General features: G+C 59.0%; 27 protein-coding genes. 5 read left to right on the forward strand and 22 right to left on the reverse strand.

The window, feature by feature from the left end; translation table 11 throughout:
- Positions 1 to 180: 180 nt before the first annotated feature.
- The 10 genes from katG to hpxU form a co-directional block, all read right to left on the reverse strand.
- Complete coding sequence (gene katG / locus HA46_RS18660; RefSeq protein WP_084885999.1) at positions 181 to 2,439, reverse strand: catalase/peroxidase HPI; 2,259 nt, start codon at positions 2,437 to 2,439, stop codon at positions 181 to 183.
- Positions 2,440 to 2,542: 103 nt separating this feature from the next.
- Positions 2,543 to 2,878 carry a hydroxyisourate hydrolase gene (gene uraH / locus HA46_RS18665; protein ID WP_033752858.1) on the reverse strand — a complete coding sequence of 112 codons (336 nt, stop codon included), beginning with the start codon at positions 2,876 to 2,878 and terminating at the stop codon, positions 2,543 to 2,545.
- The gene (gene uraD, locus HA46_RS18670; RefSeq protein WP_084886001.1) at positions 2,875 to 3,369 is read right to left on the reverse strand and encodes a 2-oxo-4-hydroxy-4-carboxy-5-ureidoimidazoline decarboxylase; all 495 of its coding nucleotides are present in this window, start codon (positions 3,367 to 3,369) and stop codon (positions 2,875 to 2,877) included. The genes uraH and uraD overlap by 4 nt, the downstream gene beginning before the upstream one ends.
- Positions 3,366 to 4,625: an allantoate amidohydrolase gene (gene hpxK, locus HA46_RS18675; protein WP_084886003.1), complete on the reverse strand. Its 1,260-nt coding sequence runs from the start codon at positions 4,623 to 4,625 to the stop codon at positions 3,366 to 3,368. The genes uraD and hpxK overlap by 4 nt, the downstream gene beginning before the upstream one ends.
- On the reverse strand, positions 4,622 to 5,854 hold the full coding sequence (locus HA46_RS18680) for a pyridoxal-phosphate-dependent aminotransferase family protein (protein WP_084886005.1): 1,233 nt from the start codon (positions 5,852 to 5,854) through the stop codon (positions 4,622 to 4,624). The genes hpxK and HA46_RS18680 overlap by 4 nt, the downstream gene beginning before the upstream one ends.
- Before the next feature lie 18 nt (positions 5,855 to 5,872).
- Complete coding sequence (locus HA46_RS18685; protein ID WP_033788670.1) at positions 5,873 to 6,604, reverse strand: amino acid ABC transporter ATP-binding protein; 732 nt, start codon at positions 6,602 to 6,604, stop codon at positions 5,873 to 5,875.
- Positions 6,585 to 7,241, reverse strand: coding sequence for an amino acid ABC transporter permease (locus HA46_RS18690; RefSeq protein WP_084886007.1), 657 nt, complete (start codon positions 7,239 to 7,241; stop codon positions 6,585 to 6,587). The genes HA46_RS18685 and HA46_RS18690 overlap by 20 nt, the downstream gene beginning before the upstream one ends.
- Positions 7,241 to 7,906 carry an amino acid ABC transporter permease gene (locus tag HA46_RS18695; RefSeq protein ID WP_033788668.1) on the reverse strand — a complete coding sequence of 222 codons (666 nt, stop codon included), beginning with the start codon at positions 7,904 to 7,906 and terminating at the stop codon, positions 7,241 to 7,243. Before HA46_RS18695 ends, HA46_RS18690 begins: the two co-directional genes overlap by 1 nt.
- 9 nt (positions 7,907 to 7,915) lie before the next feature.
- Positions 7,916 to 8,701 (reverse strand): transporter substrate-binding domain-containing protein, encoded by a 786-nt coding sequence (locus HA46_RS18700; RefSeq protein WP_084886009.1) that lies wholly within the window; start codon positions 8,699 to 8,701, stop codon positions 7,916 to 7,918.
- A 181-nt stretch (positions 8,702 to 8,882) separates the two neighbouring features.
- A complete protein-coding gene (gene hpxU / locus HA46_RS18705) occupies positions 8,883 to 9,722 on the reverse strand; it encodes a MurR/RpiR family transcriptional regulator HpxU (RefSeq protein WP_033788666.1) in 840 nt (279 codons plus the stop codon).
- 135 nt (positions 9,723 to 9,857) lie between these two features.
- On the opposite strand from hpxU, the gene HA46_RS18710 reads away from it, so the two are divergent.
- The 4 genes from HA46_RS18710 to hpxZ are packed head-to-tail and all read left to right on the forward strand — an operon-like array spanning position 9,858 to position 13,416.
- The gene (locus HA46_RS18710; RefSeq protein WP_084886011.1) at positions 9,858 to 11,444 is read left to right on the forward strand and encodes a gamma-glutamyltransferase family protein; all 1,587 of its coding nucleotides are present in this window, start codon (positions 9,858 to 9,860) and stop codon (positions 11,442 to 11,444) included.
- A gap of 13 nt (positions 11,445 to 11,457) precedes the next feature.
- On the forward strand, positions 11,458 to 11,643 hold the full coding sequence (gene hpxX, locus HA46_RS18715) for an oxalurate catabolism protein HpxX (protein ID WP_033788664.1): 186 nt from the start codon (positions 11,458 to 11,460) through the stop codon (positions 11,641 to 11,643).
- Entirely contained in the window at positions 11,640 to 13,046 is a 1,407-nt protein-coding gene (locus HA46_RS18720) for an AtzE family amidohydrolase (RefSeq protein ID WP_084886013.1), read from the forward strand. Before hpxX ends, HA46_RS18720 begins: the two co-directional genes overlap by 4 nt.
- On the forward strand, positions 13,027 to 13,416 hold the full coding sequence (gene hpxZ, locus HA46_RS18725; protein ID WP_033788662.1) for an oxalurate catabolism protein HpxZ: 390 nt from the start codon (positions 13,027 to 13,029) through the stop codon (positions 13,414 to 13,416). Before HA46_RS18720 ends, hpxZ begins: the two co-directional genes overlap by 20 nt.
- Before the next feature lie 2 nt (positions 13,417 to 13,418).
- Here hpxZ and HA46_RS18730 read toward each other — a convergent pair whose 3' ends face one another.
- The 5 genes from HA46_RS18730 to HA46_RS18750 form a co-directional block, all read right to left on the reverse strand.
- Positions 13,419 to 14,144, reverse strand: a complete 726-nt coding sequence (locus tag HA46_RS18730) for an HPP family protein (protein WP_084886015.1) — start codon at positions 14,142 to 14,144, stop codon at positions 13,419 to 13,421.
- Positions 14,145 to 14,284: 140 nt separating this feature from the next.
- A complete protein-coding gene (locus tag HA46_RS18735) occupies positions 14,285 to 15,496 on the reverse strand; it encodes a cupin domain-containing protein (RefSeq protein WP_084886018.1) in 1,212 nt (403 codons plus the stop codon).
- A gap of 310 nt (positions 15,497 to 15,806) precedes the next feature.
- Positions 15,807 to 16,763, reverse strand: a complete 957-nt coding sequence (puuE, locus tag HA46_RS18740; RefSeq protein WP_084886020.1) for an allantoinase PuuE — start codon at positions 16,761 to 16,763, stop codon at positions 15,807 to 15,809.
- A 34-nt stretch (positions 16,764 to 16,797) separates the two neighbouring features.
- Positions 16,798 to 17,529 carry an allantoin racemase gene (hpxA, locus tag HA46_RS18745; protein ID WP_033788658.1) on the reverse strand — a complete coding sequence of 244 codons (732 nt, stop codon included), beginning with the start codon at positions 17,527 to 17,529 and terminating at the stop codon, positions 16,798 to 16,800.
- A complete protein-coding gene (locus HA46_RS18750) occupies positions 17,526 to 18,248 on the reverse strand; it encodes a GntR family transcriptional regulator (RefSeq protein WP_033788657.1) in 723 nt (240 codons plus the stop codon). Before HA46_RS18750 ends, hpxA begins: the two co-directional genes overlap by 4 nt.
- Positions 18,249 to 18,392: 144 nt before the next feature.
- On the opposite strand from HA46_RS18750, the gene HA46_RS18755 reads away from it, so the two are divergent.
- Positions 18,393 to 19,889, forward strand: coding sequence for an NCS1 family nucleobase:cation symporter-1 (locus HA46_RS18755; RefSeq protein WP_084886022.1), 1,497 nt, complete (start codon positions 18,393 to 18,395; stop codon positions 19,887 to 19,889).
- A gap of 50 nt (positions 19,890 to 19,939) precedes the next feature.
- On the opposite strand, the gene HA46_RS18760 is transcribed toward HA46_RS18755, so the two are convergent.
- From HA46_RS18760 to HA46_RS18785, 7 genes are all read right to left on the reverse strand, one after another.
- Positions 19,940 to 22,195 carry an autotransporter outer membrane beta-barrel domain-containing protein gene (locus HA46_RS18760; protein WP_143807672.1) on the reverse strand — a complete coding sequence of 752 codons (2,256 nt, stop codon included), beginning with the start codon at positions 22,193 to 22,195 and terminating at the stop codon, positions 19,940 to 19,942.
- 380 nt (positions 22,196 to 22,575) lie between these two features.
- Positions 22,576 to 22,899 carry a hypothetical protein gene (locus tag HA46_RS20965; protein ID WP_143807673.1) on the reverse strand — a complete coding sequence of 108 codons (324 nt, stop codon included), beginning with the start codon at positions 22,897 to 22,899 and terminating at the stop codon, positions 22,576 to 22,578.
- A gap of 42 nt (positions 22,900 to 22,941) precedes the next feature.
- Entirely contained in the window at positions 22,942 to 23,547 is a 606-nt protein-coding gene (locus HA46_RS18765) for a response regulator transcription factor (protein WP_084886025.1), read from the reverse strand.
- Between the two features lie 509 nt (positions 23,548 to 24,056).
- Entirely contained in the window at positions 24,057 to 24,566 is a 510-nt protein-coding gene (locus tag HA46_RS18770; RefSeq protein ID WP_244277543.1) for a type VI secretion system baseplate subunit TssE, read from the reverse strand.
- Positions 24,547 to 25,344, reverse strand: coding sequence for a type VI secretion system accessory protein TagJ (locus HA46_RS18775; protein ID WP_084886027.1), 798 nt, complete (start codon positions 25,342 to 25,344; stop codon positions 24,547 to 24,549). Before HA46_RS18775 ends, HA46_RS18770 begins: the two co-directional genes overlap by 20 nt.
- A gap of 14 nt (positions 25,345 to 25,358) precedes the next feature.
- Complete coding sequence (locus tag HA46_RS18780) at positions 25,359 to 26,201, reverse strand: TagK domain-containing protein (RefSeq protein ID WP_084886030.1); 843 nt, start codon at positions 26,199 to 26,201, stop codon at positions 25,359 to 25,361.
- A gap of 3 nt (positions 26,202 to 26,204) precedes the next feature.
- A complete protein-coding gene (locus HA46_RS18785; RefSeq protein ID WP_084886032.1) occupies positions 26,205 to 26,471 on the reverse strand; it encodes a PAAR domain-containing protein in 267 nt (88 codons plus the stop codon).
- Positions 26,472 to 26,660: the final 189 nt, after the last annotated feature.

Genomic DNA, 26,660 nt, shown 5'->3' on the forward strand with positions numbered 1-26,660 from the left:
CCCGCACCAGGAATAAGTTATCAGAATCTTCTATTAAAAAAAGATTGTTCAATATATTACGGTTGCCCTACGCATCATACTGAAGGTTACGGATTTCGCTAAATCTATAATACTTGTACACCCAGGCATAAAAAAAACCGCAGCTTTAGGCTGCGGTTTTTTAGTTTAAATTATCAACCATTACAGATCGAAGCGGTCCAGATTCATCACTTTAGTCCAGACGGCCACGAAGTCGGTGACGAACTTCTGGTGCGCATCGCTGCTGGCGTAGACTTCCGCCAGCGCACGCAGGATGGCGTTAGAGCCAAACACCAGATCGGCGCGGGTCGCATGATATTTCACTTCCCCGCTTTGACGGTCGCGTCCTTCGAACAGCTCCTCGCTCTCATCGATAGCGCGCCATGCGGTGCGCATGTCCAGCAGATTAACGAAGAAGTCGGTGCTCAGCACGCCTGGGCGATCGGTAAAGAGGCCACGATCGCTGCCGTCGAAGTTGGTGCCTAACACGCGCAGGCCCCCCAGCAGCACCGTCAGCTCCGGCGCGCTTAGCGTGAGCTGCTGCGCTTTATCCAGCAGCAGCGTTTCGGTCGACGACCCGCCCTGCACGCGGCGATAGTTGCGAAAACCGTCGGCCAGCGGCTGCAGAAGGTCAAAGGATTCGATATCGGTCTGGTCCTGACGCGCGTCGACGCGCCCCGCCGTAAAGGGCACCTGCACCGCTACGCCCGCCGCCGCCGCGGCCATTTCGATACCGACGTTGCCCGCCAGCACGATAACGTCTGCCAGCGACGCTTTGCCCGAAGCCTGCTGGATCTCCTGCAATACCGGCAGCACGTCGCGGATCACGCTGGCGTTAACCGCCCACTGGTTCTGCGGCGCCAGCGCCAGACGCGCGCCGTTCGCCCCGCCGCGCTTGTCGCCGCCGCGGAAGGTCGAAGCAGATGCCCAGGCAGCGGAAACCAGCTGGCTCACGCTCAGGCCGGAAGCCGCAATCTTCGCTTTCAGCTCGCTGATATCGCTGGCGTCCGGCTGATGGATCGCCGCCGGTAAAGGATCCTGCCACAGCAGATCTTCTTTCGGCACTTCCGGACCAAGGTAGCGCGCTTTCGGCCCCATATCGCGGTGGGTCAGCTTGAACCACGCACGCGCAAAGGCTTCGTTAAACGCCTGCGGATCGTTAAGGAAGCGGCGCGAAATTTTTTCGAACTCGGGATCGAAGCGCAGCGTCAGGTCGGTGACCAGCATGGTCGGCTTGCGCTTTTTCTCCGGATCGAAAGGATCGGGAATAATCGCGTCGGCATTGCTGGCTTCAAACTGGATGGCGCCCGCCGGGCTCTTCGTCTGCACCCACTCATATTTGAACAGGTTCTCGAAGAAGTAGTTGCTCCACTGGGTCGGGGTTTGCGTCCAGACCACCTCCAGACCGGAGGTAATGGCGTCTGCGCCCGCGCCGCTGCCGTAGCTGCTGCGCCAGCCGAAACCCTGGGCTTCAATTGGCGAAGCTTCCGGATCAACGTCGAGGTGGCTGGCGGCGCCCGCGCCGTGCGTTTTGCCCAGCGTATGGCCGCCGGCGATCAACGCCACGATCTCTTCGTCGTTCATGCCCATATTGCCGAAAGTGGCGCGAATCGCCGGCGCGGCTGAGGCGGGGTTGCCGCTCGCTTCCGGGCCTTCCGGGTTAACGTAGATCAGACCCATTTCCGTCGCGCCGAGCGGCGCGTTGGCGAGGCTTTCCGGATGGCGGTGCGCCAGCCACTCGGTTTCGTTGCCCCAGTCCACATCCATATCCGGCTCCCACACGTCTTCACGTCCGGCGCCGAAGCCGAAGGTACGGAAGCCGGCGTTCTCCAGCGAGACGTTGCCCGCCAGGATATAGAGGTCGGCCCAGGAAATTTTCTGGCCATATTTCTGTTTCACCGGCCACAGCAGGCGGCGCGCTTTGTCTAGGCTGACGTTGTCCGGCCATGAGTTGAGCGGCGCGAAACGCTGCTGACCGCGTCCGGAGCCGCCGCGGCCGTCGATGGTGCGGTAAGTACCCGCGCTGTGCCACGCCATACGGATAAACAGGCCGATATAGCTGCCCCAGTCGGCTGGCCACCAGGATTGCGAATCGGTGAGCAGCGCGCGGATATCCGCTTTCAGCGCCGAATAGTCGAGCTTGCTGAACTCTTCGCGGTAGTTGAAATCGGCGCTAAGGGGATTGGAACGGCTGGAGTGCTGATTTAGCAGGTCGACGCGCAGCATGTTGGGCCACCAGTCGCGGTTGGTGGTGCCGCTGCCGGCGCCGCGCGCCAGCACGCTTTTCTCTTCAGAGGCGCCGTGGTTGAACGGGCATTTACCGGCGTCGGCGCCGTTTTCATTCTGGTTTTTCTCTTGCGATGCTCCGTGAGGAAAAGGGCATTTACCTGCGGCGTTATTTTTATCTTCGGGCGTGCTCATTATCGGCTCCGTTGGCTTTTGGTTACCCGGCTACGATAGCGTTACGCTTGTGTAAACACCATTTGGCTAAGCCAACGGTTTTGATAGTCGTAGACTTTCAAAATTAGCTGCCGCGATAGGTAGACCACGACCAGGGGGAAATCAAAAAAGGCAGGTGGAAATGGCTGCCCGCCTCGGCGATAACGAAATCGATCTGCGCGGAAACGTAGAGCGCATCGCGTCCATCTGCCGCAAAATAGTCGCCAATCTCGGCGGTCAGGCGATAGTGGCCCGGCGTCAGCGGCTCCGGCGTCAAGTCGCCGATGCGTCCATCGCTGTCCGTCTCGCCGTCGGCCACGGGCAACCAGCCCTCGGGACTATTCTGCTCGAGGGAGATAGCGACGCCGACCGCCGGTTTGCCCAGCGCCGTGTCGAGAATATGGGTGGTGATGGTGCTCATGTCAGGCTCTCCTTCAGACGCAACAGGGTGATCTCCCGCAGCTGCTCCAGCGCTTCGCGCGCTTCGGTGGGTTCGTCATTTGTCAGGCGGCGCTGAAGCTGCGCCAGCATCTCTTCGCCGCTGCGCCCTTTGGCGCGGATTAAAAAGACGCGGCCAAAGCGCGCTTCATAGGCCTGATTGCCCGCCTGCATCGCCCGCTTCAGCGCCGCATCGGCGTCGCTCATCGCGGCCTGCTCCTGACGCGACAGCGCCGCCTCTTTATCGGCGCCGCCGGCGCGTTCGCCGATGCGCGGATGCGCGGTCAGCGCCTGTTCAAGATCGTCGCTGTTCCACATCTGCGCCAGCCGCTCCGCCTCTGCCAGCAATGCTGCGGCAGAGGGGAATGGCCGCGCGGCAGCCAGCGCCTGCCGCCAGCGCGGGATCGCCACGCAGTGGGCAAGCGCGGCCTGCGCCGCCGTCTCCGACAGCGCGTTGAAGGTCGTCAGCTTCATGCCGCGCCTCGCTGCGCCAGCTGGCACACCGCCTGAAGATAAGCGCGCACCGCCAGCGCCACGTCATCGCTCATTACCGCTTCCGCCGGATGGTGGCTGAGGCCGCGTTCATTGCGCACGAAGAGCATGCCGACCGGCCAGCGCTCGGCGATGGCGATGGCGTCATGGCCCGCGCCGCTCGGCAGCGCCAGGGTGCGGCCCTGCACCGTTTCGACTGCGCTGCTCAGCGCCTGCTGCAGCGCGCTGTCGCAGGCGGTGGCGCTGATGCGGTAATACTCCTCCGCTTCGAAGCGCAGCCCGCGCCGCAGCGCGATCGCCTCGGCCTGAGTCAGCAGGCTCGACAGCAGCCGTTCCAGCGGCAGATCCTGCGGGCCGCGCACGTCCAGCGACAGCGTGACCTCGCCGGGAATAACGTTGACCGCGCCGGGCGCGCAGCTCAGGGTGCCGACCGTCGCCACCAGCTGCGGATCCTGCTCGCGGGTGATCGCCTCGATAAACACCATCCACTCTGCGGCTGCCGCCAGCGCGTCTTTGCGGTGGGTCATCGGCACCGTGCCCGCGTGGCCCGCCTCGCCGGTAAAGCGGCAGTTAAGGCGGCGTGCGCCATTGATGGCGGTGACCACGCCCAGCGCCACTCCCTCCTGCTCCAGGCAGGGCCCCTGTTCGATATGCAGTTCAAGATAGGCGACGATATCCTTCAGATCGCGGGCGGCGCGCGGAATCGCCTCGGCGTCCAGCCCCACATCCGCCATCGCCTGGGCGACGGTAATGCCGTTGCCGTCTGGATGCGTGCTCCAGCTCTCCGGCCAGCTGCCGGCGACGCCGCGGCTGCCGAGTAGCGTAATGCCGAAGCGCGTACCCTCTTCATCGCCGAAGCCGACTATCTCAATCGCCAGCGGCAGGCGCTGCCGCTGCTGATGCAGCCACTGCACGGTCTCAATGGCGGTCAGCACGCCCAGCATGCCGTCATAGCGGCCAGCGTTGCGCACCGTATCAAGATGAGAGCCGAGCAGCAGCGCGGGCGCGCCGTCGCTCTTCCCTTCGTAGCGGCCGCAGATATTGCCGACTTCGTCCTGCCAGACGCGCATGCCCGCCTGCGCCATCCACTCGCCGACCTGCGCGTTGGCGCGCAGATGCTCCGGCGAAAGGTAGACGCGCGTCAGCTGATCGGGCGATTCGCTGATCGCCGCCAGCATGTCGCAGCGCGCCATGACGCGTTCGGCGGCCAGCTGCGCCTCAGCGGCGTTCATCATCATGCGCGGCTCCCGTAGTGGTCCCACGCCGCCTGCATCGCCGCGCCCTGGGTCGCGCGGAAGCCGACGTGCGCCAGCACCGCCTCCAGCGCCGCCAGCGTGGTCATCACGCAATCTTTGCGCGCGTTGAAGCCCATGGTGCCGATGCGCCATACCTTGCCGTGCAACGGCCCGAATGAAGTGCCGATCTCGATGCCGAAATCCTCCAGCATCAGCTGGCGCACCTGGTCGCCGTTAACCCCCTGCGGAATGACCACGCCGAGCACGTTGTTCATCTTGTGCTTCAGATCGCCGAAGGTTTCCAGCCCCATGCCCTGAATGCCTTTCAGCAGCGCGTCGCCGTGCAGCTTGTGACGCGCGATGCCTTCGTCCAGCCCTTCCTGCAGGATCAGCCGCGCGCATTCGCGCGCGCCGAACAGCGCCGTGGTCGCTTCGGTATGGTGGTTGAGGCGCTCCGGCCCCCAGTAATCCATGATCATGCCGAGATCGAAGTAGTTCGAGTAGATCATCTCTTCATCGCCGTCCTGATGCGCGGCGGTGCGGATCCCCTCTTCGACGCATTTGCGGCGGCGGATCGCCTCTTCCATCTGCGCGCTTAAGGTGATCGGCGAGGTGCCGGAGGGGCCGCCAAGGCATTTCTGCATCCCGGCCGAGACGGCATCCAGCCCCCAGGCGTCGGTTTCCAGCGCGTTGCCGCCGAGCGACGCGGTAGCGTCGGTATAGAAAAGCACGCCGTACTTTTTGCAGATGGCGCCCAGCTCCGCCAGCGGCTGCAGCATGGTGGTCGAGGTATCGCCCTGCACCGTCAGCAGCAGGCGCGGCTTCACGCGCTTAATGGCGTCCTCAACCCGATCCGGCGTAAACACCTCGCCCCAGGGCACCTCGATGGTGTGCACCTCGGCACGACAGCGGCGGGCGATCTCGCACAGCAGATGGCCGAAGCGGCCGAATACCGGCACCAGCACCCGATCGCCAGGGCGGATCGCCGACAGCAGGATCGCCTCGATCCCGGCGCGCGAAGTGCCGTCGATCAGCAGCGTCCAGCGGTTTTCGGTGCGAAATACGCCGCGGTAGAGTTCCATCACCTCGTTCATATAGTGGGTCATCGCCGGATCGTACTGACCGATCAGCTGGGTCGACATGGCGCGCAGCACGCGCGGATCGGCGTTGATCGGGCCAGGGCCCATTAGCAGGCGCTGCGGCGGATTGATTTGCGGATAGCGGTTTTCCATGTTGATTTCCTTACTAAATTAGAGTCGCACCGAGGAGATGAACTGCTTCAGCTCCGGCGTCTGCGGCGCGGCGAACAGGGTTTTGCTGCTGCCCTGCTCCCAGACGCGCCCCTGATGCATAAAGACCACGCGATCGCCGACGTCGCGGGCGAAGTTCATTTCATGGGTGACCAGGATCAGCGTCATGCCTTCGGCGGCGAGCTGCTCCAGCACTTTCAGCACCTCGCCCACCAGCTCAGGATCGAGCGCCGAGGTGATCTCGTCGCACAGCAGTACCTTCGGGTTCATCGCCAGCGCGCGGGCGATGGCGACGCGCTGCTGCTGGCCGCCGGAGAGGTTGGCCGGCGAGTAGTTGAGGCGCTCGCCGAGACCGACTTTCTCCAGCATGCGGGTGGCCAGCGCGCGGCACTCCGCCTCGCTTTTTTTCAGCACGCGGCGCGGCGCCAGCATGACGTTTTCCAGCGCGGTCATATGCGGAAAAAGATTGAAGTTCTGGAACACCATGCCCACCGAGCGGCTGATGTCGCGCGCCTGAGTATCGCGGTCGGTAATGGTCATGCCGCCCAGCTTGATGCTCCCTTCCTGATAGCCTTCCAGGCCGTTCATGCAGCGCAGCAGCGTGCTTTTGCCCGATCCGCTGCGGCCGATAATGGAGATCACTTCGCCCATTTCGATATCGAGATCGACGCCTTTCAACACGTGGTTGTCGCCGTAGTACTTCTGCACCTGATTAATGGTGATGAGCGGCATGGAATTTTTTCTCCAGATACTGGCTGTAGCGGGACAGCGGATAACACATCAGGAAATAGCCCAGCGCGACCAGGCCAAACACCTTAAAAGGCTGATAAGTCACGTTGTTCAAAATGGTCCCGGCTTTGGTGAGTTCGATAAAGCCGATAATCGAGGCGAGCGCGGTACCCTTGATCACCTGCACGGCGAAGCCGACCGTTGGCGCGATGGCGATGCGGATCGCCTGCGGCGCGATTACCTGCCACAGCGTCTGGCCGAAGCTGAGGCCGAGACAGCGCGACGCTTCCCACTGCCCTTTCGGCAGCGCCCGAATGCTGCCGAACCAGATATCAAGCAGGAAGGCGCTGGTATAGAAGGTCAGCGCGAGCGAGGCCGCCGTCCAGGGCGCGACGTCAATGCCGAACAGCCCGACGCCGAAGAAGGCAAGAAAAAGCTGCATCAGCAGCGGCGTGCCCTGGAACAGCTCGGTGTAGCAGCGGATCAGCCGCGTCAGCCACTTGCGCTGCAGCAGACGCAAAAAGAGCAGCGGCAGCGTCACCAGCGTGCCGCCGACAAAGGCGGTCAGCGACAGCAGCAGGGTCCAGCGCGCCGCCAGCAGCAGGTTGCGCAGAATGTCCCAGTCGGTAAAGGTCGTCATCATGCCTGCGCTCCTAACCATTTACGGCCCAGCGCCAGCAGCACCTGGCGCATGGCGATCGACAACAGCAGATAGATCAGCGTGGTCACCAGGTAGACCTCGAAGCTTAAAAAAGTGCGCGACTGGATCAGGTTGGCGGCGAAGGTCAGCTCTTCATAGGAGACCTGCGACACCACCGACGAGCCGAGCATGACGATAATGCACTGGCTGACCAGCGCCGGATAGATACGCTGCAGCGACGGCGGCAGCACCACGCGCAGAAAGGTTTGCGCGCGCGTCAGGCCCAGCACGCGTCCCGCTTCCCACTGCCCTTTCGGCGTCACCTGAATGCCGGCGCGGATAATTTCGGTGCTGTAGGCGCCAAGGTTAATCAGCATCGCCAGCAGCGCCGCCTCGCCCGCCGTCAGCTTCAGCCCCAGGTTAGGCAGGCCGAACACGATAAAAAAGAGCTGCACCACAAACGGCGTGTTGCGGATGATCTCAACGTAAAGGCCCCAGAGACGGCTGGCCCAGCTCGCTTTGCCGCTGCGCAGCGCCGCGCCGAGGATCCCCAGCCCGACGCCGCCGACGGTGGCCATCACCGTCAGCTGAATCGTGACCCACAGCCCGGCGAGCAGCTCCGGCCAGTAGGGCCAGAGCGCAGGGAAATTAAGTTGCCCGAGCATAGCGCGCCCTTATGCGCCGAGGCTGGCGGGCAGCGGCGCTTTCAGCCACTCTTCCGACAGTTTGTTGAGCGTGCCGTCTTTGATGCCCTGCTCGATCAGCGCGTCCACTTTTGCCTTCAGCGCCGGCTCATCTTTTTTCAGGCCGATAAAGCAGGGCGAATCCTTCAGCATAAACTGCGCGACCGGCGCTTTTTGCGGGTTCTGCCGCGCGATCGCCGCCACGACCAGGTTGCCAGTCGCCACATACTGCACCTGGCCGGAGAGGTAAGCCGACAGCGTGGTGTTGTTGTCTTCATAGCGCTTCACCTGCGCCTCTTTCGGCGCGAGGCTGCTCAGCACCATATCCTCCACCGCGCCGCGCGTGACGCCGATGCTCTTGCCGCTCAACGCCGCCGCGTCTTTCAGCGCCTCGCCTTTCGGGCCGAAAACGCCGAGAAAGAACGGCGCATAGGCGCGGCTGAAGTCGATCACTTTTTCACGCTCAGGGTTTTTCCCCATGCTGGAGATCACCAGATCAACCTTATCGGTTTGCAGATAGGGCACGCGGTTGGCGCTGGTGACCGGCACCAGCTGCAACTTAAGTTTCATCTGTTTCGCGAGGTATTTCGCCGTGTCGATGTCGTAGCCCTGCGGCTGCAGATCCGTGCCGACCGATCCGAACGGCGGGAAATCCTGCGGTACCGCCACGCGCAGCACGCCGCGCTTCTCGATATCCTGTAGCTGATCCGCCAGCGCGCTGCCGGTCTGAACCATCAGTAACGCCGCCGCTGCCACCGCCATTAACGCTTTTTTCATTATGCACCCCGGTAAGTTGACCTGAAACAAAAGATTCTTGTAAATGTGATTTGCAACTAATGTGCCAACCACTGGCGTGGCGGATTAAGCGGCATAAACGCTAATTTTAGGGAAAAAAGGCGGCCTTCCGCCGCCTGATATCAGAGGATCAAAATGAGGCAAAGCACCAAAAAGGTGCTCTTTAACGGTGCTCCAGCTCGTCCAGCTGCTGATAAAGGTCGGCGATCTGGTGAATACGCTGGCGTCCTTGCGTCAGCATTTCATGCAGCAACGCGTTGGTCAGCAAATTGATCAGGCTCATCGCCGAGGCGTAGCTGTCGAAGGCCGATACGCTGTCGAGCGGCGCGCAGAGCTGCCAGCGCGCCAGGCCGCTCATCGACTGCGCCTGCGGCTCGCACAGCGCCAGCAGCGGAATATCCCGCTGCTGGAGCTGCTGCATCAGCGGGCGGATCAGCCGCGGGCGACGGCGAAACGCCATCACCACCACCATATCCTCAGGCGTGATATCGACGACCTCTTCCGCCAGCGTCTGGCCTGGCTGCGGCAGCACCATCACGTCGGCGCGCGCCTGCAGCAGCTGCTGGCGCAGATGCAGCGCCAGCGGCCAGGAGTTGCGCATGCCGATGACGAAAATACGCTTCGCCCGGGTCATCTGCTGTACCGCCTCGCCGAACTGCTGCGCGTCGAGCGCGTTCACCCACTGCGTCAGGTTCGCCATCTCCTGCTTATAGTGGCGCGCCAGCAGCGTATTGCCCTGCACCGCGTCGCGGTTGTCGGTCAGCGGCATGCCGCTCTGGCGTAGAATGCGCAGCTCGTCGCGCATATCTTTATATTTGTCGTAGCCCAGCCGCCGAAACAGGCGGCTGACCGTGGCCTTTGACACGCCGCTGAGTCTCGCCAGCTCGGCGCTGTTATAGCTGATTAAATCGTCGAAGTGGTCAAAGACGAAATCCGCAATACGCTGCTCCTGCGGCGAGAGCTGCGGATAGTGGCTTCTTAGTCGTTCATCAAGCTGTTTCATGCGTCGTCCTGTAACTTTCGTTTCAGCAGAAGCTAGCATAATTCGATCCAGGTTACCGCCGTCGTGCGCCACAGCAAAAAACTGGAACGGCTCTTGCTTGGATCCCCGCTCTGTTACCCAATAAGAACCCTCACTATGATTCAGAGCAATATGGCTCCGCTGGGCATGGCGGTCGCGCCGCACCACCTGGCGAGCGAGAGCGCGCTGGCGGTCCTGCGCGACGGCGGCAACGCTATTGAAGCGATGGTCGCTGCCGCTGCCACCATCGCCGTGGTCTATCCCCATATGAACGGCCTCGGCGGCGACGGCTTCTGGCTGGTGCTGCCCCCGAACGGCGATCCTGTGGCTATCGACGCCAGCGGCGCGGCAGGCGCGCTAGCGCATCGCGATTTCTACCGCGGCCAGAGCGCGATTCCGCATCGCGGTCCCGCCGCCGCGCTAACGGTGGCCGGAACGGTGAGCGGCTGGCAGGAGGCGCTGGCGCTCTCCGCCGAGCAGGGCGGCGCCGCACTGCCGCTGCCGCGCCTGCTGCGCGACGCTATCCGCTACGCCGCCGACGGCATTCCGGTTACCGCCTCGCAGGCGGCCGCCACCGCCGCGAAACAGCATGAACTGGCGCATCAGCCGGGATTCGCCGCGACGTTTATGCCGGACGGCGAAGCGCCGCGCGAGGGCAGCCGCTTTACCCAGCCGGCGCTGGCGCAGACGCTTAGCCTGCTGAGCGAACAGGGTCTCGACAGCTTCTATCGCGGCGAGCTGGCGCATCATCTGGCGCGTGAAATGTCAGCGCTCGGCATGCCGGTGACGCTGGCGGATCTGCAGCAGCAGCGCGCGCGTCGCTGCGTGCCGCTGCATGTGGCGCACAGCGAAGGCGACCTGTGGAATCTCGCGCCGCCGACGCAGGGGCTGGTGTCGCTGGCGATCCTCGGCGTTACCGACCGGCTGGCGATGGCGCAGGCTGACGAGGCGCAGACGGTGCACCGCATTGTGGAAGCGACCAAAAAGGCCTTTGCGCTGCGCGACGCCCACCTTACCGATCCGCGCCATATGACCTGCGAGGCGCAGTCGCTGCTGACCCAGGATCACTTCGCTACGCTGGCGAGCCAGATTAGCGAGACGCAGGCGGCGCCCTGGGGCGCCGGGCGCGGTCCCGGCGACACGGTGTGGATGGGGGTGATAGACAGCAGCGGCCTCGCCGTCTCCTTTATTCAGAGCATCTATCACGAGTTCGGCAGCGGCGTGGTGATCCCCGGCACCGGCATCACCTGGCAGAACCGCGGCGCGGCTTTCAGCCTCGACGCGGATCATCTGCTGGCGCTGGCGCCGGGCAAACAGCCGTTCCATACCCTTAATCCCGCCGCCGCGCGCCTGAAAGATGGCCGCACGCTGGTCTACGGCGCAATGGGCGGCGACGGCCAGCCGCAAACCCAGGCGGCGATCTTTACCCGCCATGTGATCCAGGGCATGCCGCTGCAGCAGGCGGTGAGCGCCCCCCGCTGGCTGCTGGGCCGCACCTGGGGCCAGTCTTCCGACTCGCTCAAGCTCGAGGGCCGCTTTGCGCCGGAGAGCGTCGCCAGGCTGCGCCAGCTGGGGCACGAGGTCGAGCTGCTGCCCGACTTCAGCGAGGCGGTCGGTCACGCAGGCGCCATCGTGCGCCATATCAACGGCATGCTGGAAGGCGCATGCGATCCGCGCAGCAACGGCAGCGCGAGCGGATTCTGACAGGAGAGAAAAGATGAATCAGATAACAGACTGGGGGCGCTATCTGGCGCTGATGGAGCAGCTGCTGGCGCTGGAGCTGGACGACCCGCGCCGTGCCGAACTGGTGATTCAGCTTGAACGCATCGCCGCGCTGGCGGCGCCGCTGATGGCGTTTCCTCTCGACGACCGGCTCGAAGTGGCGGGAGTGTTCCATCCATGAACCTGAGCGAATTATCTCTCCGGTCGCTGCAGCAGGCGATCCAGCGCGGCGATCTCAGCGCGCGCGAGGTCGCGCAGCAGACCCTGCGGGGAATTGAACGCCACCGGGCACTTAACGCCTGGACCAACGTAACCGACGAACGCATGCTGCGCGAGGCTGACGCCGTCGACGCGCAGCGACGCCGCGGCGACGATCTGCCGCCGCTGGCAGGCGTGCCCTACGCGGTGAAAAACCTGTTCGACGTGGCGGGCCACACCACGCTGGCGGGCGCCGCCCTGTTTCAGGATCGGCCGGCGGCGACGCAGGACGCCTGGGCGGTGAGCCGCCTCAGCCGCGCCGGCGCGCTGCTCTCCGGCATGCTGAATATGGACGCTTACGCCTACGGCTTCACCACCGAGAACAGCCACTTCGGCGCGACGCGCAATCCGCACGATCTGACGCGCGTGGCGGGCGGCTCGTCGGGCGGCTCCGCGGCGGCGGTCGCGGCCGGACTGGCGCACTTCTCGCTCGGTACCGACACTAACGGTTCGATCCGCGTGCCCGCGTCGCTGTGCGGCATCTTCGGCCTGAAGCCCACCTTCGGCCGCCTGTCGCGCAGCGGCAGCCATCCCTTTGTCGCCAGCCTCGATCATATCGGCCCCTTCGCGCGCCGCGTCGAAGATCTGGCGCTGGTCTATGACATGCTCCAGGGCCACGACCCTCAGGACGCGTTTCAGGCAAACCGGCCCGCCGATCCGGCGCAGGTGGGGCTAGAGGAGAGCGGTCAGCGCTGCGCAGTGCTGGGCGGCTTCTTCTCGACCTGGTGCGATGACGACGCGCGGGATGCGCTGGCGCGCGCCGCGCGGGCGCTGGCTATCCATGATGAGGTCACGCTGCCGGAGGCGGAGCTGGCGCGCTCGGCGGCCTTTATCCTGACCGCCTGCGAGGGCGGCAACCACTATCTGCCCGCGCTGCGCGCCTCGCCGGAACGTTTCGAACCCGCCTCGCGCGAACGGCTGCTGGCGGGCGCGATGCTGCCCGCCGCCTGGTACGTGCAGGCGCAGCGCTTCCGCCGCCATTTCCAGCAGCAGGTGCTGCCGCTGTTCGAACGCTTCGACGTGCTGATCGCGCCCGCCACGCCCTGCGTCGCCCCGCCGATCGGCCAGGAAAGCATCCGCGTTAACGGCGCCGACCTGCCGTCACGCGCCAGTATGGGCATGCTGACGCAGCCGATCTCCTTCCTGGGTTTGCCGGTGTGCAGCGTGCCGCTGGCGACGAAAAGCGGTCTGCCGATCGGGCTCCAGCTGATCGCCGCGCCCTTTAACGAAGCTGCCGCGCTGCGCGTCGCCTTTGCCCTTGAGCAGCAGGGCATTACCCTTGCGCCCACCACTATGGATAAACCTGATGCAAACCAGAGAGATTAATTTACCGCACGTTGTAGCAGAGGTAACCGCCGCCTTTTATCGCTACGAGCAGGCGCTGGTGAGCAACGATATCGCGACGCTCGACGCGCTCTTCTGGCACGATGAACGCACCGTGCGCCTCGGCGCTGGCGAGAATCTTTACGGCATCGAGCAGATCCGCGCTTTTCGCGCCCAGCGTCCCGCCGCCGGGCTGGCGCGCACCCTGCGCAACAGCGTCATTACCACCTTCGGCGACGCCTATGCGGTGTGCAGCACCGAGTTCACGCGCGAAGGCTCGCTGAAAATCGGCCGTCAGCAGCAGAGCTGGGTCAGGCTGCCGGAAGGCTGGCGCATCGTCGCCGCGCAGGTGAGCCTGATGAGCGAAAGCTGAGATTAGCGGGCGCGCGCCTGGCGCTGCACCGCAATCGCCTCGGCGCGCTGCAGCAGCTGCTGGAGGTCGTCTTCATCGATATCCAGCAGCTCGCCGCTTTCCAGCGCCTGATGCAGATCGTCGCGGGTGATCGGCACGTCCAGCGCTACCGGCGCGGGTTTCGCTTCGGCGGCGGCCAGCGGATGCGGATAGCGGCGACCCGCCAGGTTATTGAAGAGGATCGCCAGCAGCGCCAGACAGAGTGAGTTAAGCAGGATGGGCGTCAGAATATAGTGGTAGCCCAGCTGGTGGACGTGGCCGCCGCCAAGAATGGCGGTCAGCGCTACCGCGCCGCTGGGCGGATGCAGGCAGCGCAGCTGAAACATGACGGCGATCGCCAGGCAGGCGGCGACGCCGCACGCCAGCGGCGCATAAGGAATCGTCATGGCCGCGGTCACGCCAATCGCCGCCGCCACCATGTTGCCGCCGACAATCGACCAGGGCTGTGCCAGCGGGCTGTTCGGGATGCCGAACAGCAGCACGGCGGACGCGCCCATCGGCGCGACAAACCACAAATTAACCTGCCCCAACATCCAGTGGCCGATCAGGCTGGTGATGGTCAGGCCAAGCCCGGCGCCGACGCTGGCGATAACGATCTCTTTTTTGGCCACCGGCAGCGGATGCGGCCAGAAGCGGGCAAGAAAAGTGCGCAGCGTGCCTCTCCCCTTCGCCTGACGCGATTCATTCATGTTCACAACGCTTATTCATCAGAAAAAATTATGGAAGCGGCGATTGTCGCCGATCGATTTGGCGGTAACAACCGCAGGGTTGGTCGGGCGGTCAGGATTCGGAATTGTGCCCAGGGCCGGCGACGCGCCAGCCCGAAAGGCTATTTGACGACAGGATTCTTCTTCAGCGACAGCGCCGAGAGGAACGCATCGTCGAGCTGCAGATGCTGCGCCACCAGCTCGCGCGGCGTGCTGGCGAGCCACTGATTAAGGGAGATATCGGCGTAGTAATCGCTTTTGAACAGCTCCAGAAACCGCAGCGGCCCGGTACCGGTGTTCTCGATATAGTGCCCCATGGCGAAGGGGACATAGCCGACGTCTCCCGCCCGGGAATCAAAGGTTCTCGCCTGACCGGATGAGGCGAATACGCCCATGCGCCCCTCGCCTTCCAGGTAGTATTGCCACTCATCGTTGTTGGGATGCCAGTGCAGTTCGCGCATGCCGCCCGGCGCAATCTCCACCAGCGCGGCCGCGATGGTTTTCGATACCGGAAAGGTCGAGGAGTCGGTGATGCGCACCGTGCCGCCCGGCGCGACGATCGGCGCCTGCGCCAGCATATGATGAGTGAAGACGCGTTTTGATTTCGGCGCGCCCTTGATGGCGTCCGCGGCCAGACTGCCTGGCACCTTGCCGGCAAAAATATACTCGTCGTCCGGCGAAGGGAGTTTTGCAAAGGAGGAGACCGGCACGCTGAAATTTTTCGCCAGAATTTCGGGCGGAATATGTTTGAACCAGTCTGATAACAGAAAGGTGCTGTCTTCATCGAAGCCGCCGTCGTCAAACGCCAGCAGAAACTCACAGCCGTCTGGCCCCAGCCCCTGAATCGAGTGCGGTATGCCCGGCGGAAAATACCAGAGATCGCCGACGCCGATATCGTCGACGAACCAGCCGCCGTCGGTATCGAAGGCGGTCACGAGCGCCTTGCCGAAGGTCATGTAGGCCCACTCGCCCTCTTTGTGCCAGTGCAGTTCGCGGATGCCGCCCGCATTGAGGCGCATATCGACCCCGGCGATGGTGGTGGAGATGCCCAGCTCGCGCTGCGTCACCTGCCGCGTCCAGCCGCCGCTGCCTTTGCGCACGTGCGCGTCGCTGAAAGAGAAGCGCAGGTTGGGCAGCGTGCCGCTGTCGGTGGCGGGCGGATTGACGATATCAGGGTTTTGCGCCTCACGCGCAGGATCGTGCGGGCCGGGATCGCGCGGCGTGCCTGCGGGCCAGGAGGCGATGGCGTCATGGGCGTGGACCTGGCCTGCCGCCAGAGCTACCGTGCCGCCTGCGGCGAACGCCATAAAGTTCCTTCGGGAAAGCTTGCTCATCTAAACGGTTCCTTATTCCGTGGTTAATCCGGAATATCTATACGCGCAAAGCGAACCGCCGGCGGCAGGCAAGATGTAACAGTCCGCTGAGCTGCGAGTAACCTTAAGTTTATTAATCAATTTCTCGGTGGGAATATTTTTATTTCATTTAACCATGGTTAAAAAAAGGCGTCAGAATCGGCTTCCGGGCGCGCACGAATCGCTAACGGTTGAGGAGATGCATTAATATTGCTGCTTAATAAACCGTTACATCTTTTTAACATTGACGACTGGAAAGCGCGGCTGTTTGCGCAGCCGCGCCGGGTTATCCTCAGGGTTGCGGCGCAGGATGCACCGCGGCCCAGTGATCGGCGATCTGCTGGCGGGTACAGATCCAGACGTCATTATGCTGCTGGATATGGTCGAGGAAGTTTTGCAGCGCTTTGAATTTCCCTGGCCGCCCCAGCAGGCGGCAGTGCATGCCGACCGACATCATTTTCGGCTGGGTTTCGCCCTCTTCATAGAGCACGTCAAAGGTGTCGCGCAGGTAGGTGAAAAACTGCTCGGCGGTATTAAATCCCTGCGGCGTGGCGAAGCGCATATCGTTGCACTCCAGCGTATAGGGGATCACCAGATGCGGCTTTACGGTGCCGTCCTGACAGGTGACCTGCGTCCAGAACGGCAGGTCGTCGCCGTAATAGTCGCTGTCGTAGCTAAAGCCGCCCTGCTCGACCACCAGCCGCCGCGTGTTGGGGCTGTCGCGGCCGGTGTACCAGCCGGTGGGCGCTTTGCCGAACAGATCGGTCAGCACGTCGACCGCCTGCTGCATATGCTGGCGTTCAGTTTTGGCGTCCATTGACTGGTAGTGGATCCAGCGCCAGCCGTGGCTTACTACGTCGTAGTCGGCCTGTTTGATCGCCTCGACGATCTCCGGATGACGCGCCAGCGCCATCGCGACGCCAAACACCGTCAGCGGCAGGCCGCGTTTCTGAAATTCGCGGTGGATGCGCCAGAAGCCGGCGCGCGAGCCATATTCGTAGAGCGAATCCATCGACATATGGCGATCGGGATAGCTGGCCGCCCCGATGATGTCGGAGAGGAACTGCTCGGATCCGGCATCGCCGTGCAGCACGTTGTTCTCTGCGCCCTCTTCATAGTTGAGCACAAACTGTACCGCCACGCGCGCCTTGTTCGGCCAGGCGGCGTGCGGCGGGGTGGCGCCATAGCCGATAAGGTCGCGCGGATAGTTTTTGTTGAAGCTGTACTCTTTCTTCTCTGCACTATCCATTGATTAATTCCTGTTTAATTGCGGCAAGGTTTCGTTAGTTTAGATGCTGAAACGCGCCTGAGAGAGGTTTGGCGATCGGCCAGTCGAGATCGCCATGCTTGCTGGTGCCTAAGCCAAGCGCGACCAGCGCCTCCACCATTTTTACCGCCGCGCTGACGCCGTCGATAACCGGCATCCCCAGCTCGTGCGTCAGCTCGCGCGCCAGCGTCGCCATTCCGCCGCAGCCCAGCACGATAGCGCCGCTGCCATCCTGTTGCTTCGCCTGCAGGCACTGCTGGCGTACCTTCTCCTGCGCCAGCCCCGAGCCATCCTCCAGCGCCAGCACCGGCAGATCGATGGCGTGCAGCGCGGCGCAGTGATGGGTGAAACCGTACTGCTGCAGCAGATGGCGCGCGATGATCAGCGTGCGCGGCAGCGTGGTGACGATGGAAAAGCGCGTCGCCACCAGCGTCGCGGCGTGCATCGCCGCTTCGGCGATGCCGATGACCGGTCCGCTGGCCAGCTCGCGCGCCGCCAGCAGTCCGGGATCGCCGAAGCAGGCGATAACATGGCCGCTGACGCCCTGCGCTTTGCCGCGCCTGACCTGCTCCAGCACGCCGATCGCTGCGATCGCCTCGTCGAAGTGGCCTTCAATCGAGGGTACGCCCTGTGAGGGCGACACGGCGATAATCTCGGTGCCTGGCGCGGCCACCGCACGCGCCGCTGCGCCGATGGTTTCCGTCATCGCCAGGCTGGTGTTTGGATTGATCACCTGGATCAGGGTCATGATGTCACCTCTTTATGACGGGCAAATAACCGTGAGAAGTCGGGCAGCGTTTCGCCGCTGCGTTCGAAGTGCAGGCTGGAGACGATATGGTCGAAGTGGTGCTGCAGCGCCTGGGTCAGCGCGGCGAGGTCGCCCGCGCGCAGGTGGGCCACCAGCCGGTCGTGGTCGTCGCAGCGGCAGCCCTGCTGCCAGGGCGCGCCCCAGGCGGCGATCACCAGCGAGGAGCGCTGTGTCAGGCGCGTGACCAGCTCGGTCAGCACCTGATTGCCCGCGATCGCCTGCAGTTCGATATGGAAAGCAGCGGAGAGACGGATCGCCGCCGCGCCGTCGCGCGCGTCGTGCGCCTGCTGCTCCTGGGCGATGCGCCGTGCGAGTCCCGCCAGATGCGGCGGCTGCAGATGCGCCAGCACGGCGGGCAGATTGGCGCACTCGATCAGCGCTCGGGTGCGGAAAATATCGCGCGCTTCCTCAACGCCGGGCGTGGCCACCTGTGCACCGCGTCTGGGCAACAGCGTCACCATTTGCACCGCGGCGAGGCGCTGCAGGACTTTGCGAATGCCGGTGCGGCTGACGCCGAACACCTCAGCCAGCGCCTCTTCCGGCAGTTTGCTGCCTGGCGGCAGCTGATGCTCCACTATGGCGTTCATCAACGCCTGGTAGATAGGTTCGTCTTTATCCCCGAGATCGGCGGCCAGCGCCTGGCCTGTCTCACTTCTCATACCGGACTCCCTTTACAGGCTGTGTGCCACCATCGTATACGCGAACACTTTTTTTTGTATACAAGATTTCAATTCTGGCCTGGATCCTGCAACAGCTTTTTACGTTGCTATGACCGTTAACCCTCGTGATAAGGAGCAGGTTTCATGCCAAACCCTCAAAAACATGTTTCCGCGTCGGCCGCTGAAGCCCGCGCGCGCTACAGTCCCCGCCTGACCAATGAGGATCTGGCGCCGACGCGCCAGCAGAACTGGACGTGGTACAACATCTTCTCTTTCTGGATGTCGGATGTGCACAGTATGGGGGGCTATGTGGTCGCGGCCAGCTTTTTCACCCTTGGGCTGGCGAGCTGGCAGGTGCTGATTTGCCTGCTGGCGGGGATCTGCATCGTGCAGCTCTGCGCTAATCTGGTGGCGAAGCCAAGCCAGATGGCAGGCGTGCCCTATGCAGTGATCTGTCGCCAGGCGTTCGGCGTCTTCGGCGCCAATATTCCGGCGGTGATCCGCGGGCTGATCGCCTTCGCCTGGTATGGCATTCAGACCTGGCTGGCCGCTAATGCGCTGATGCTGGTACTGCTGAAATTCTTTCCGACGCTGGCATCGATGACCCACGCCAGCTGGCTGGGCCTGTCGCTGCTCGGCTGGTGTTGCTTCGGCGTGATGTGGCTGTTACAGGCAATGGTGTTCTGGCATGGCATGAGCGCTATTAAGCGCTTTATCGACGTTGCGGGTCCCGCCGTCTATGTGGTGATGGTGACGCTGGCGGGCTGGATTGTATACAAGACCGGTTTCGACGGCATCTCTTTTACTCTGGCGAGCAAGTCGCTGAGCGCAGGCGAACAGAGCTGGCAGATGATCACCGCCACCGCGCTGGTGGTTTCCTATTTTTCCGGGCCGCTGCTCAACTTCGGTGACTTCTCGCGCTACGGCAAAAGCATGGGCGAGATTCGCCGTGGCAACCGCTGGGGGCTGCCCTTTAACTTTTTGCTCTTCTCGGTGGTCACGGTGGTGATCGTCTCTGGCACGCAGTCGCTGTTCGGCAAGATGATTACCGATCCGATCGAAACCGTCAGTATGGTAGGCAACGATGTCGCGGTCGCTATCGGGTTGCTGACCATGATCACCGCCACCATCGGCATTAATATCGTGGCGAACTTCGTCTCGCCGGCGTTCGATTTCTCTAACTGCTCGCCCCAGAAAATCAGCTTCCGCACCGGCGGTATGATTGCCGCCGTTGGTTCGGTGCTGTTGACGCCATGGAACCTGTTTCAGTCGCCCGAGCTGATCCACTATACGCTCGACGTGTTGGGCGCCTTTATCGGGCCGCTGTTTGGCATCCTGCTGGCGGATTTCTATCTAATCAAACGCAGCCGCATCTCCGTCGACGATCTGTTCGACGCGACGCCGCAGGGCCGCTACTGGTATCGCGGCGGCTTTAACCCGAAAGCGATCGCCGCGCTGCTGCCGTCGGTGGTTATCGGCCTGATTATCAGCTTTGTGCCGTCGCTGCATGGGGTCGCCAGCTTTAGCTGGTTCATTGGCGCAGCGCTGGGTGGCGGATGCTATCGTTTTCTGGCGCGTCATGAGCGCGAAGCGGATGCGGCACGCGCTTTTACTGGCGGTGTTGCGATGCAGGAAAAGTAAGGCATGCATAAAACAGACTGGCGCTTAGCGCGCCAGTCTGTCGCACCCTGTCAGAAGTGATATTTAACCCCAACCTGTGCCATCGTATCGCTATATCCGCGGTCGCCTGCCTGGACGCCAACATTTCCCCACATATTGAGCCGCGGTTCAATCTGTCCTTCTACGCCAAGTTTAATTTCGCCCACATTAGCGGTGCCAGCTTGGCTCACCCGGACGTCATCCATTTTGGTGGCGAAGCGGCGCGTGTTATGCAGCCAGCTGAGGGTGACATAGGGTTGAAACTCGCGTTGCTTGCCGTCATCGCGCGCATGGTGGCTTTTAATCCAGGTTTTTACGCCCACCCGTGTCATCCAGTTCCCCTCTCCTTCTCCCTGAATGCGGGTACCGTTGGCTTCCTGATGATTATCTGCGCGCACGCCCATAAAGACGACCTGTGCCTGCGGCTGAATAAACCATTCGTTAAGCGTGCCCTGGCTGCCCAGGAATTGCCCCGTTTTCCACGTATAACCACTCTCTAGCGAAGCGGTAAAACCGTGCGATTTGTAGCTTTCCGTGGTCAGCATCTGACCGCTGACATAATTATTAAACCAGCTATATTGCAGCCAGCTATCCAGCCATGCACCCGTCCCGGCTTCTTTGTTAGCGTACCAGGTGGCATAGCTGCCCACACTGTAGCCTTTCACCGAGCCTTTTGAGTTGTAGCCACTGTTACGATTCACCGTGGTGCTGTCATTCGCGGCATAACCCGCCATAAAGCCCAGGTGCCAACGGTTTTTACTCTCATCCCCCCAGCGGGCGACATCCCCCCCAAGGAGCGTGACGTAGCGGTTGCTTTGGGTTGCCAGCTGCCCGCTGCCATCTTTCCAACGGTTATGGCCGCCAACCTGACGCAGCCATAAACTGGTCACTTCTGGCTGATTTAACCCGACATCAACAAACTGCGGCTCGCCCATGCGATCGTGTAGCGTCATCATAAAGAGGGTGTTTGATGCAGCCAGGTTTGCCGTATAACTGCCACCTTCCGGGCGCACTACAGGCGTTTTTTTCTGCGGCTTTGGTGGCATCGGTTCAGGAACCGGCTGCGGCATCGGTTCAGGTAACGGCTGCGGTATCGGTTCAGGTAACGGCTGCGGTATCGGTTCAGGAGGCGGTAGCTGTGTGGGTTCGCTAGTCAGATACCAGCTTTGGCCCTTTTTAATGACATCATAGTCATAAGCGCCTGCCACGATACGTTCTGATTTGGTAAAGTCGCCAAAAGAGGTGCCGCCAACCGATACAAGCTCAATTCCTTCAACCGTTTGTGCGCCATGCCCACCAAGGTTATTGACCGAGATACGCGTTGTCCCTGCAAGCACATCGCCGCCAATAATCAGTTTATTCGCCGGTGAGGCATCATCGTTCAACAAGCTGTTCATCACCAGCAGGCCACCATCACCAGCATAATTTCCAGTTACGTTTAACGTGTCATATCTGTTGAGGCTGGAAAACTGGATAGTCCCAGAGTTAATCAACTCGCCTACACTTGAGCTGCTGCTGAGACTCCAGCGGCTGCTCTTATCAAGCGTCATTTTTGTCGCGTTGGTCACTCCTCCGGTAAGATTTGAGGCGGAACGGAGGTTTACCAGGACGCGACTTTGAGGGTCGGAAACTATCACGTCACCTTCCAGCACGCTGTTTACCGCATTTAAGGAAACATTCCGATCCGCAGAAGGCCATCTCTTGTCCTCTGCTACTGTCATCAGCTGGCCACTCCCCCCCTTCAGCGTTGAATCCTCTACTTCCAGCGCTAGCGAGGCAGATGACACCCGGATCGCCTGGGCACGCGCAGAGGAAAGCGAGACATTGTTAAGCAATACCTGATTGGTATACCCCACTGCGTCGCCGCCGAAAACATAGAGTCCGCTTGCCCCCTTACCGGCGGTGGAAATTTGGCTATTACTAATATTAAGCGTGCCAAGTCGGCTCATCAGGCCATGTCCAGCCTCTCCAGAGGTGCCTATTTTGACGTCGTTAGCAGTAATGCTTGAGCCAGGATAGGCCACCATTCCACCCGCAAATACGCCATGTGTGGTAATGGTGCTATGGCTAAGTTCGCCTGTCCCCCCTAACGCCGTAAACAGGCCAATCGCATTATTACCCGACGTTGAAACCGTTAGATCCTCTCCCTTGATCCGGCTTTCAGTGTAGATCCCATAGGAATTATCACCCAGGGTCTCAATCAGACTTCTCGTAAGGGTTGCGGGGCCAATTTGTGCGTTAACTCCGTAAGAACGAAAGCCCTGGGTAGAAACGATAGCGTTATCCATCGTCAGGGATGAGTCTTGCGACGATATCCAGATCGCATCACTATAGTTCCCAGAGGTACTAAACTTGCCACCTGTGACTGTAGCCCTGGCTTTATTATCAAGCTGCAGCGCATAAGTCTTATCGCCCGTTGAACTAGCCGTTACATTATGGAGTGTAAGTTCGCTTAAACGGGCCCAGATGGCGGCAGTCTGGGAATCAATAGAAATGGTTCCATCATGGATTTCGGCTATGGCAAGATCACTATCTATATTGCTGGCGTTGCCTGAAACCCACAGCCCCCATGCGTTACCTTTGCTATTAATAGAAAGCCCACTGATATCGGCCTTACTGTTGCCCGATATCTTAACGCCGGTGCCAAAACGGCCGCTGACATCAATTTTTAGCTGGCGAGCGTTAAGCTGACTATTTTCAATCCAGATGCCCCCCCACCGTTACCGGTACTATTCATATAAATATTTTCAGCATTGATAATGCCATTTTTTTTAGCATTGAAAATAAAAGAGTAGTTTTCCCGGTTAACGTAACTGGCATTCTGAAAGTCAGCTTGCGATCCGTTAATGGTAAAGCTTTCATCTCCCAGCGCGTGGGCAGCCGAAGAAAAGTACGCAGGGAAGATATATAACGGGGCCTGTAACAGGACGCCTGCATACCATCTATTAAAACGAAAAGGTTTATTTAAACATCCTTGACTACTGTTATCCATAACAGATTCCTTAAAAGTTACTCCGCTAAAAAAGTCACTTCGCTAAAGACAAAGTGTAATTCCATTATCTCGCTGACAGTTGGCAATGTAGGAAGCATAGCGGCAGAACTCCGCCCGATTTGCGGCTCCCATCTTGCGGCTGGCATTGCGAAAATGCGTACTAATGGTTTTGGGTGAACGATTCAATATTTTTGATATATCAGCACTGTTATACCCCCTGCCAACCAAAATCATTACATCGTTTTCAGTATCTGAAAGCTGGGCATATTCTTTTAGCCCAAACCGCCAGTAAACCTCCTCTCTGTTATTAGCCAGCAAGTGATAGTCTAAATTCGCAATGGCAAGTATTTTTTCTATTTTTATTGAAATATCACTTACAGAGTGCTTTTTAGTTAAAAAAGGAACATGGATAGTTATTTTCTCATAGTGTTGGTTATTTTTATCATTTGCACCGCAAGTGCTATTTTTATTAACAATATGAATTGTTGCCATGTCGTTTCTGAAGATAATGTCAGCATCATCCTCGTTGTTTTCTTCAGAAGGTATTAAAAAGCAGAGCTTTTGGTTTTCACCAACATGATTTGATATCAATGTGCTCAGCCCTTTTCTGTGATAGAAATTATAATCTACTAACAATACTTTTAGCATAATTCTCACCCATGTGTAGTAAGTACTGCCGTTCTCTGCTGGGTTTGAGTGCGGCGATTCTATCGGTCTGAACAGCCCACGCTATATGGGCAGAAACTATCTGCTCAAGCATGCGTAAAGATTAATGTATTAAAGCATCTGTAAGGGGAGCCGCATCCTTTGCGACAACTCGCTTTCCTACCTTTATAAAGAATACGGTCACAACATTACAAGAATTAAGGCGCTATGGAAATTATCATTAGTACCCCCTACTGCAGAACCTGCAGACAACAAAAAAAACAAAATACTAAAAAAATAAAAAATGCAGAAATTAAAACCATAAAAACCATAAAAACCATAAAAACAAGATATAATATCAAAATGAAACACAAGAACGCGCTCATGGAATTCTCAAATTGGAATAAATTAAGAGGGGCAGTCTGAAAATAGTTCTGACCGCCCCTCCAAAAAAAGAACCCAAGTTAAATACAAGTTAATAAAAAGCCAGTTCTTTAACAAACCTGATCTTCTTATTCTAATTTCAGATCCACCTTTTCAGCCTCAAAATCATATCGGCCAGTCATGCATAAATCGATGGGCCTGGGAAACCAATGTATCAATCCTCTGATTTCAAAATGCAATATCGCGTGTTTAGTAAATACATCGTTTTCTTGTAGAGAGCAAACCACTAATGATTCGGGTATAATTCTTGGCTCATAACAGAGTATCGTTTCACGTAATTTATTTTCGATAAGATTCCAGCTACGATGATTCTCCTGAGCACCTATCAGGCCAGAGATCCCATAATTCAGCACTGAAGTCAGGACCTGCCTATGATGCTCCTTGTCCAATACCTCATTAATATTAGTATGATTAATTAAATCAATAATATCTTTCTGAACAATACTGCGCATTTTTTTGGCATCCACCGCCACAGCGCGATCGTGAGGACTCCTTGGTTCTTCATCCTGGAGTCGGTCAAGCAGAGTCGGAGGATACAGGCGCGTAATTTCTGAGGCATTACTCGAAAACAACATCATCAATCTCCATAATTGATAGCTCACTGGTATCCGTAATGATGACTTTTCTACCGCAACCGACAGAAAGCGAGTCAGATAGCTGTAACCACTCTGTTTTAGCCCCCAACTTGATCTCCTGTGAATCGTCTTTATTCAGGGGATATCGCGCAGGGATATAACCGTGAAACTGCTCACCTTCCGTAGTAATGGTGGCTGGCAGCCAGAGAAGATCCAGAAGCTTTTCAGGTTTTAAAACGCTTAGTTTATGAATGGCGGAAAAAGGCAGCCATCGGTAGCCTCCAGCGCAAATGAATTCACAGATCGGCCCAAGCCGACTGTCGCTATCGGCTATCCATGAGAAGTCTCCTAGCGTCCCACTACTTCCCGCGCTTTCGGGTGCCATTTCGAACGCCTCGTCACGACGCGCCGCAGACTGTTCACTCCTTCCCTGATAGTGATCGTTATTAGCCTCATGCAGTTTAATAGCCCACGCGGGTAAGTCACCTTTAAGAGATACAGGCTGGCGCTCTCCGGTTAAAATCTGCAGACGCTGAACTTCGCTAAAAACCAGATTTTTATAAAGTTCAGTTTGTTTTTTACGTTCTTCATCCATAAGCACCAGCGTCTGAAGCTGGACAAGTGCTTTATTCCACGCACCCTCAAGGCAGTACAACTTAAAAAGAAGCTCTCTGGTCCTGATATCCTGCGGATGATTTTTCACCTGACCCAGCGTTTTTTTTAGAAGCTCACTTAGCGTTGAATTTTTAAGCGCATCAGTAAGAGAATTAAACTCCTGCATTTCCAATCCTTATTTTAATAAAAAGAATCCAGACCCACTTTATAGAAGTCCTGGAAAACCAGCTCCGGTACTTTATCTTTATTTTTCGCAACGATGTGTTCGGGAGAAAGGGCATGTAGCAAATCGACTTTCTCTTCTTCCATAAAGAGTTCATACCATTCTTCACTTCTTTCCAGGTCAGCCCATACTTTTTCCATCAAAAATTCAGTAGCGATAATACACTCTGTAAGAGATTTGTCTTTAAATATCTCTCTACTACTATCAAAACGGTGATCCGTTTTTAATATACGATTTTCATGATGGGTAGAGTCGCTGTATCCTCCGTCATCCAGTTCTTGCCAGATAAGGAAGCGTTTATATTCCAGCTCCAGTGTTTTTAAAACGTCATCGCCTTGCTCCTGCGCCAGAATCACATCATTAAAATAGCGGAGATCGTTAATATAGTTTCCGCCTTTTGGAAGAATTTCCTCAACATTGAGTAACCGGCTACTTGTCTGGCTGTCCCTATATAAACAGAGCAGTTGATTTAACGAAAGCGCCTCTTCACCGCCTTCATCCTTGTTTGTGATAAGTAGCTTAAAATGCCCAGCCTGTAATGAAGTCGCTTCCTGCAAAGAACAAGCGTGGCCATACGCGACTTCAGCGCCATCCATCAGGCAAATCGCACTCACGCACAGATTAACCATAACGAGTCGGGACCTATGCCAGTAAAAAACGATGCTGTCATGGCCCAGGTGGGCATCATGCGCATCAATTGCACCGCTAACGATATCTAATGTCAGGGCATTATCTATCGTCCGTTTTTTACTGATTTTGAGCGGCTGACGTGACACAGGCCATTCAAACTGAACGATCACGTTTTATCCACCTATATAAACATCACCGGAGCCGGTTACAACCACTGCGCCACAGCCAGTAATATCACCCAAGCGCGCTGCTGGTGAACCATTAATGAATACCGTTCCCGATCCCGTTACCATTGGCGCAGCACCATGTCCAATGGCGCAGGGTGCGACACTGCCACCCGCTATCGCAGCGTTACTACCATTGATATAAACATCACCGGAACCAGAACAAAGTACGCCCCCATGAGCGGTTGCATCGCCTACGCGTGCTGCATTTTGCATTTTTATCACTCCTCAACAGAATAAAAGGCGACGGCGAAAATTTCGCCGTCTGGTTCAATCATTTCCCTTAAGGATCCGGGTAAATGGTTGGATTTGGCTCTTTCGTTGGCGTCGGCGTTTCGGTTGGCGTCGGCGTCGGCGTTTCGGTCGGCGTCGGCGTCGGCGTTTCGGTCGGCGTCGGCGTCGGCG

Source organism: Pantoea septica, from assembly GCF_002095575.1.
In the GTDB taxonomy this organism is placed as follows: Bacteria; Pseudomonadota; Gammaproteobacteria; order Enterobacterales; family Enterobacteriaceae; genus Pantoea; species Pantoea septica.

What these genes read in the sequence shown, in the direction of transcription:
- HA46_RS20965 (WP_143807673.1), bottom strand. Translation starts at nt 22,899, where the DNA reads ATGGATAACAGTAGTCAAGGATGTTTAAATAAACCTTTTCGTTTTAAT.
- uraD (WP_084886001.1), bottom strand. Translation starts at nt 3,369, where the DNA reads ATGAAGCTGACGACCTTCAACGCGCTGTCGGAGACGGCGGCGCAGGCC.
- HA46_RS18685 (WP_033788670.1), bottom strand. Translation starts at nt 6,604, where the DNA reads ATGCCGCTCATCACCATTAATCAGGTGCAGAAGTACTACGGCGACAAC.
- HA46_RS18690 (WP_084886007.1), bottom strand. Translation starts at nt 7,241, where the DNA reads ATGACGACCTTTACCGACTGGGACATTCTGCGCAACCTGCTGCTGGCG.
- HA46_RS18775 (WP_084886027.1), bottom strand. Translation starts at nt 25,344, where the DNA reads ATGCAGGAGTTTAATTCTCTTACTGATGCGCTTAAAAATTCAACGCTA.
- HA46_RS18765 (WP_084886025.1), bottom strand. Translation starts at nt 23,547, where the DNA reads ATGCTAAAAGTATTGTTAGTAGATTATAATTTCTATCACAGAAAAGGG.
- puuE (WP_084886020.1), bottom strand. Translation starts at nt 16,763, where the DNA reads ATGGATAGTGCAGAGAAGAAAGAGTACAGCTTCAACAAAAACTATCCG.
- HA46_RS18785 (WP_084886032.1), bottom strand. Translation starts at nt 26,471, where the DNA reads ATGCAAAATGCAGCACGCGTAGGCGATGCAACCGCTCATGGGGGCGTA.
- HA46_RS18680 (WP_084886005.1), bottom strand. Translation starts at nt 5,854, where the DNA reads ATGGAAAACCGCTATCCGCAAATCAATCCGCCGCAGCGCCTGCTAATG.
- uraH (WP_033752858.1), bottom strand. Translation starts at nt 2,878, where the DNA reads ATGAGCACCATCACCACCCATATTCTCGACACGGCGCTGGGCAAACCG.
- hpxK (WP_084886003.1), bottom strand. Translation starts at nt 4,625, where the DNA reads ATGATGATGAACGCCGCTGAGGCGCAGCTGGCCGCCGAACGCGTCATG.
- HA46_RS18735 (WP_084886018.1), bottom strand. Translation starts at nt 15,496, where the DNA reads ATGAGCAAGCTTTCCCGAAGGAACTTTATGGCGTTCGCCGCAGGCGGC.
- HA46_RS18755 (WP_084886022.1), top strand. Translation starts at nt 18,393, where the DNA reads ATGCCAAACCCTCAAAAACATGTTTCCGCGTCGGCCGCTGAAGCCCGC.
- HA46_RS18710 (WP_084886011.1), top strand. Translation starts at nt 9,858, where the DNA reads ATGATTCAGAGCAATATGGCTCCGCTGGGCATGGCGGTCGCGCCGCAC.
- hpxX (WP_033788664.1), top strand. Translation starts at nt 11,458, where the DNA reads ATGAATCAGATAACAGACTGGGGGCGCTATCTGGCGCTGATGGAGCAG.
- HA46_RS18760 (WP_143807672.1), bottom strand. Translation starts at nt 22,195, where the DNA reads ATGGATAACGCTATCGTTTCTACCCAGGGCTTTCGTTCTTACGGAGTT.
- katG (WP_084885999.1), bottom strand. Translation starts at nt 2,439, where the DNA reads ATGAGCACGCCCGAAGATAAAAATAACGCCGCAGGTAAATGCCCTTTT.
- hpxU (WP_033788666.1), bottom strand. Translation starts at nt 9,722, where the DNA reads ATGAAACAGCTTGATGAACGACTAAGAAGCCACTATCCGCAGCTCTCG.
- HA46_RS18770 (WP_244277543.1), bottom strand. Translation starts at nt 24,566, where the DNA reads ATGATGTTGTTTTCGAGTAATGCCTCAGAAATTACGCGCCTGTATCCT.
- HA46_RS18700 (WP_084886009.1), bottom strand. Translation starts at nt 8,701, where the DNA reads ATGAAAAAAGCGTTAATGGCGGTGGCAGCGGCGGCGTTACTGATGGTT.
- HA46_RS18720 (WP_084886013.1), top strand. Translation starts at nt 11,640, where the DNA reads ATGAACCTGAGCGAATTATCTCTCCGGTCGCTGCAGCAGGCGATCCAG.
- hpxA (WP_033788658.1), bottom strand. Translation starts at nt 17,529, where the DNA reads ATGACCCTGATCCAGGTGATCAATCCAAACACCAGCCTGGCGATGACG.
- HA46_RS18730 (WP_084886015.1), bottom strand. Translation starts at nt 14,144, where the DNA reads ATGAATGAATCGCGTCAGGCGAAGGGGAGAGGCACGCTGCGCACTTTT.
- HA46_RS18750 (WP_033788657.1), bottom strand. Translation starts at nt 18,248, where the DNA reads ATGAGAAGTGAGACAGGCCAGGCGCTGGCCGCCGATCTCGGGGATAAA.
- HA46_RS18695 (WP_033788668.1), bottom strand. Translation starts at nt 7,906, where the DNA reads ATGCTCGGGCAACTTAATTTCCCTGCGCTCTGGCCCTACTGGCCGGAG.
- hpxZ (WP_033788662.1), top strand. Translation starts at nt 13,027, where the DNA reads ATGCAAACCAGAGAGATTAATTTACCGCACGTTGTAGCAGAGGTAACC.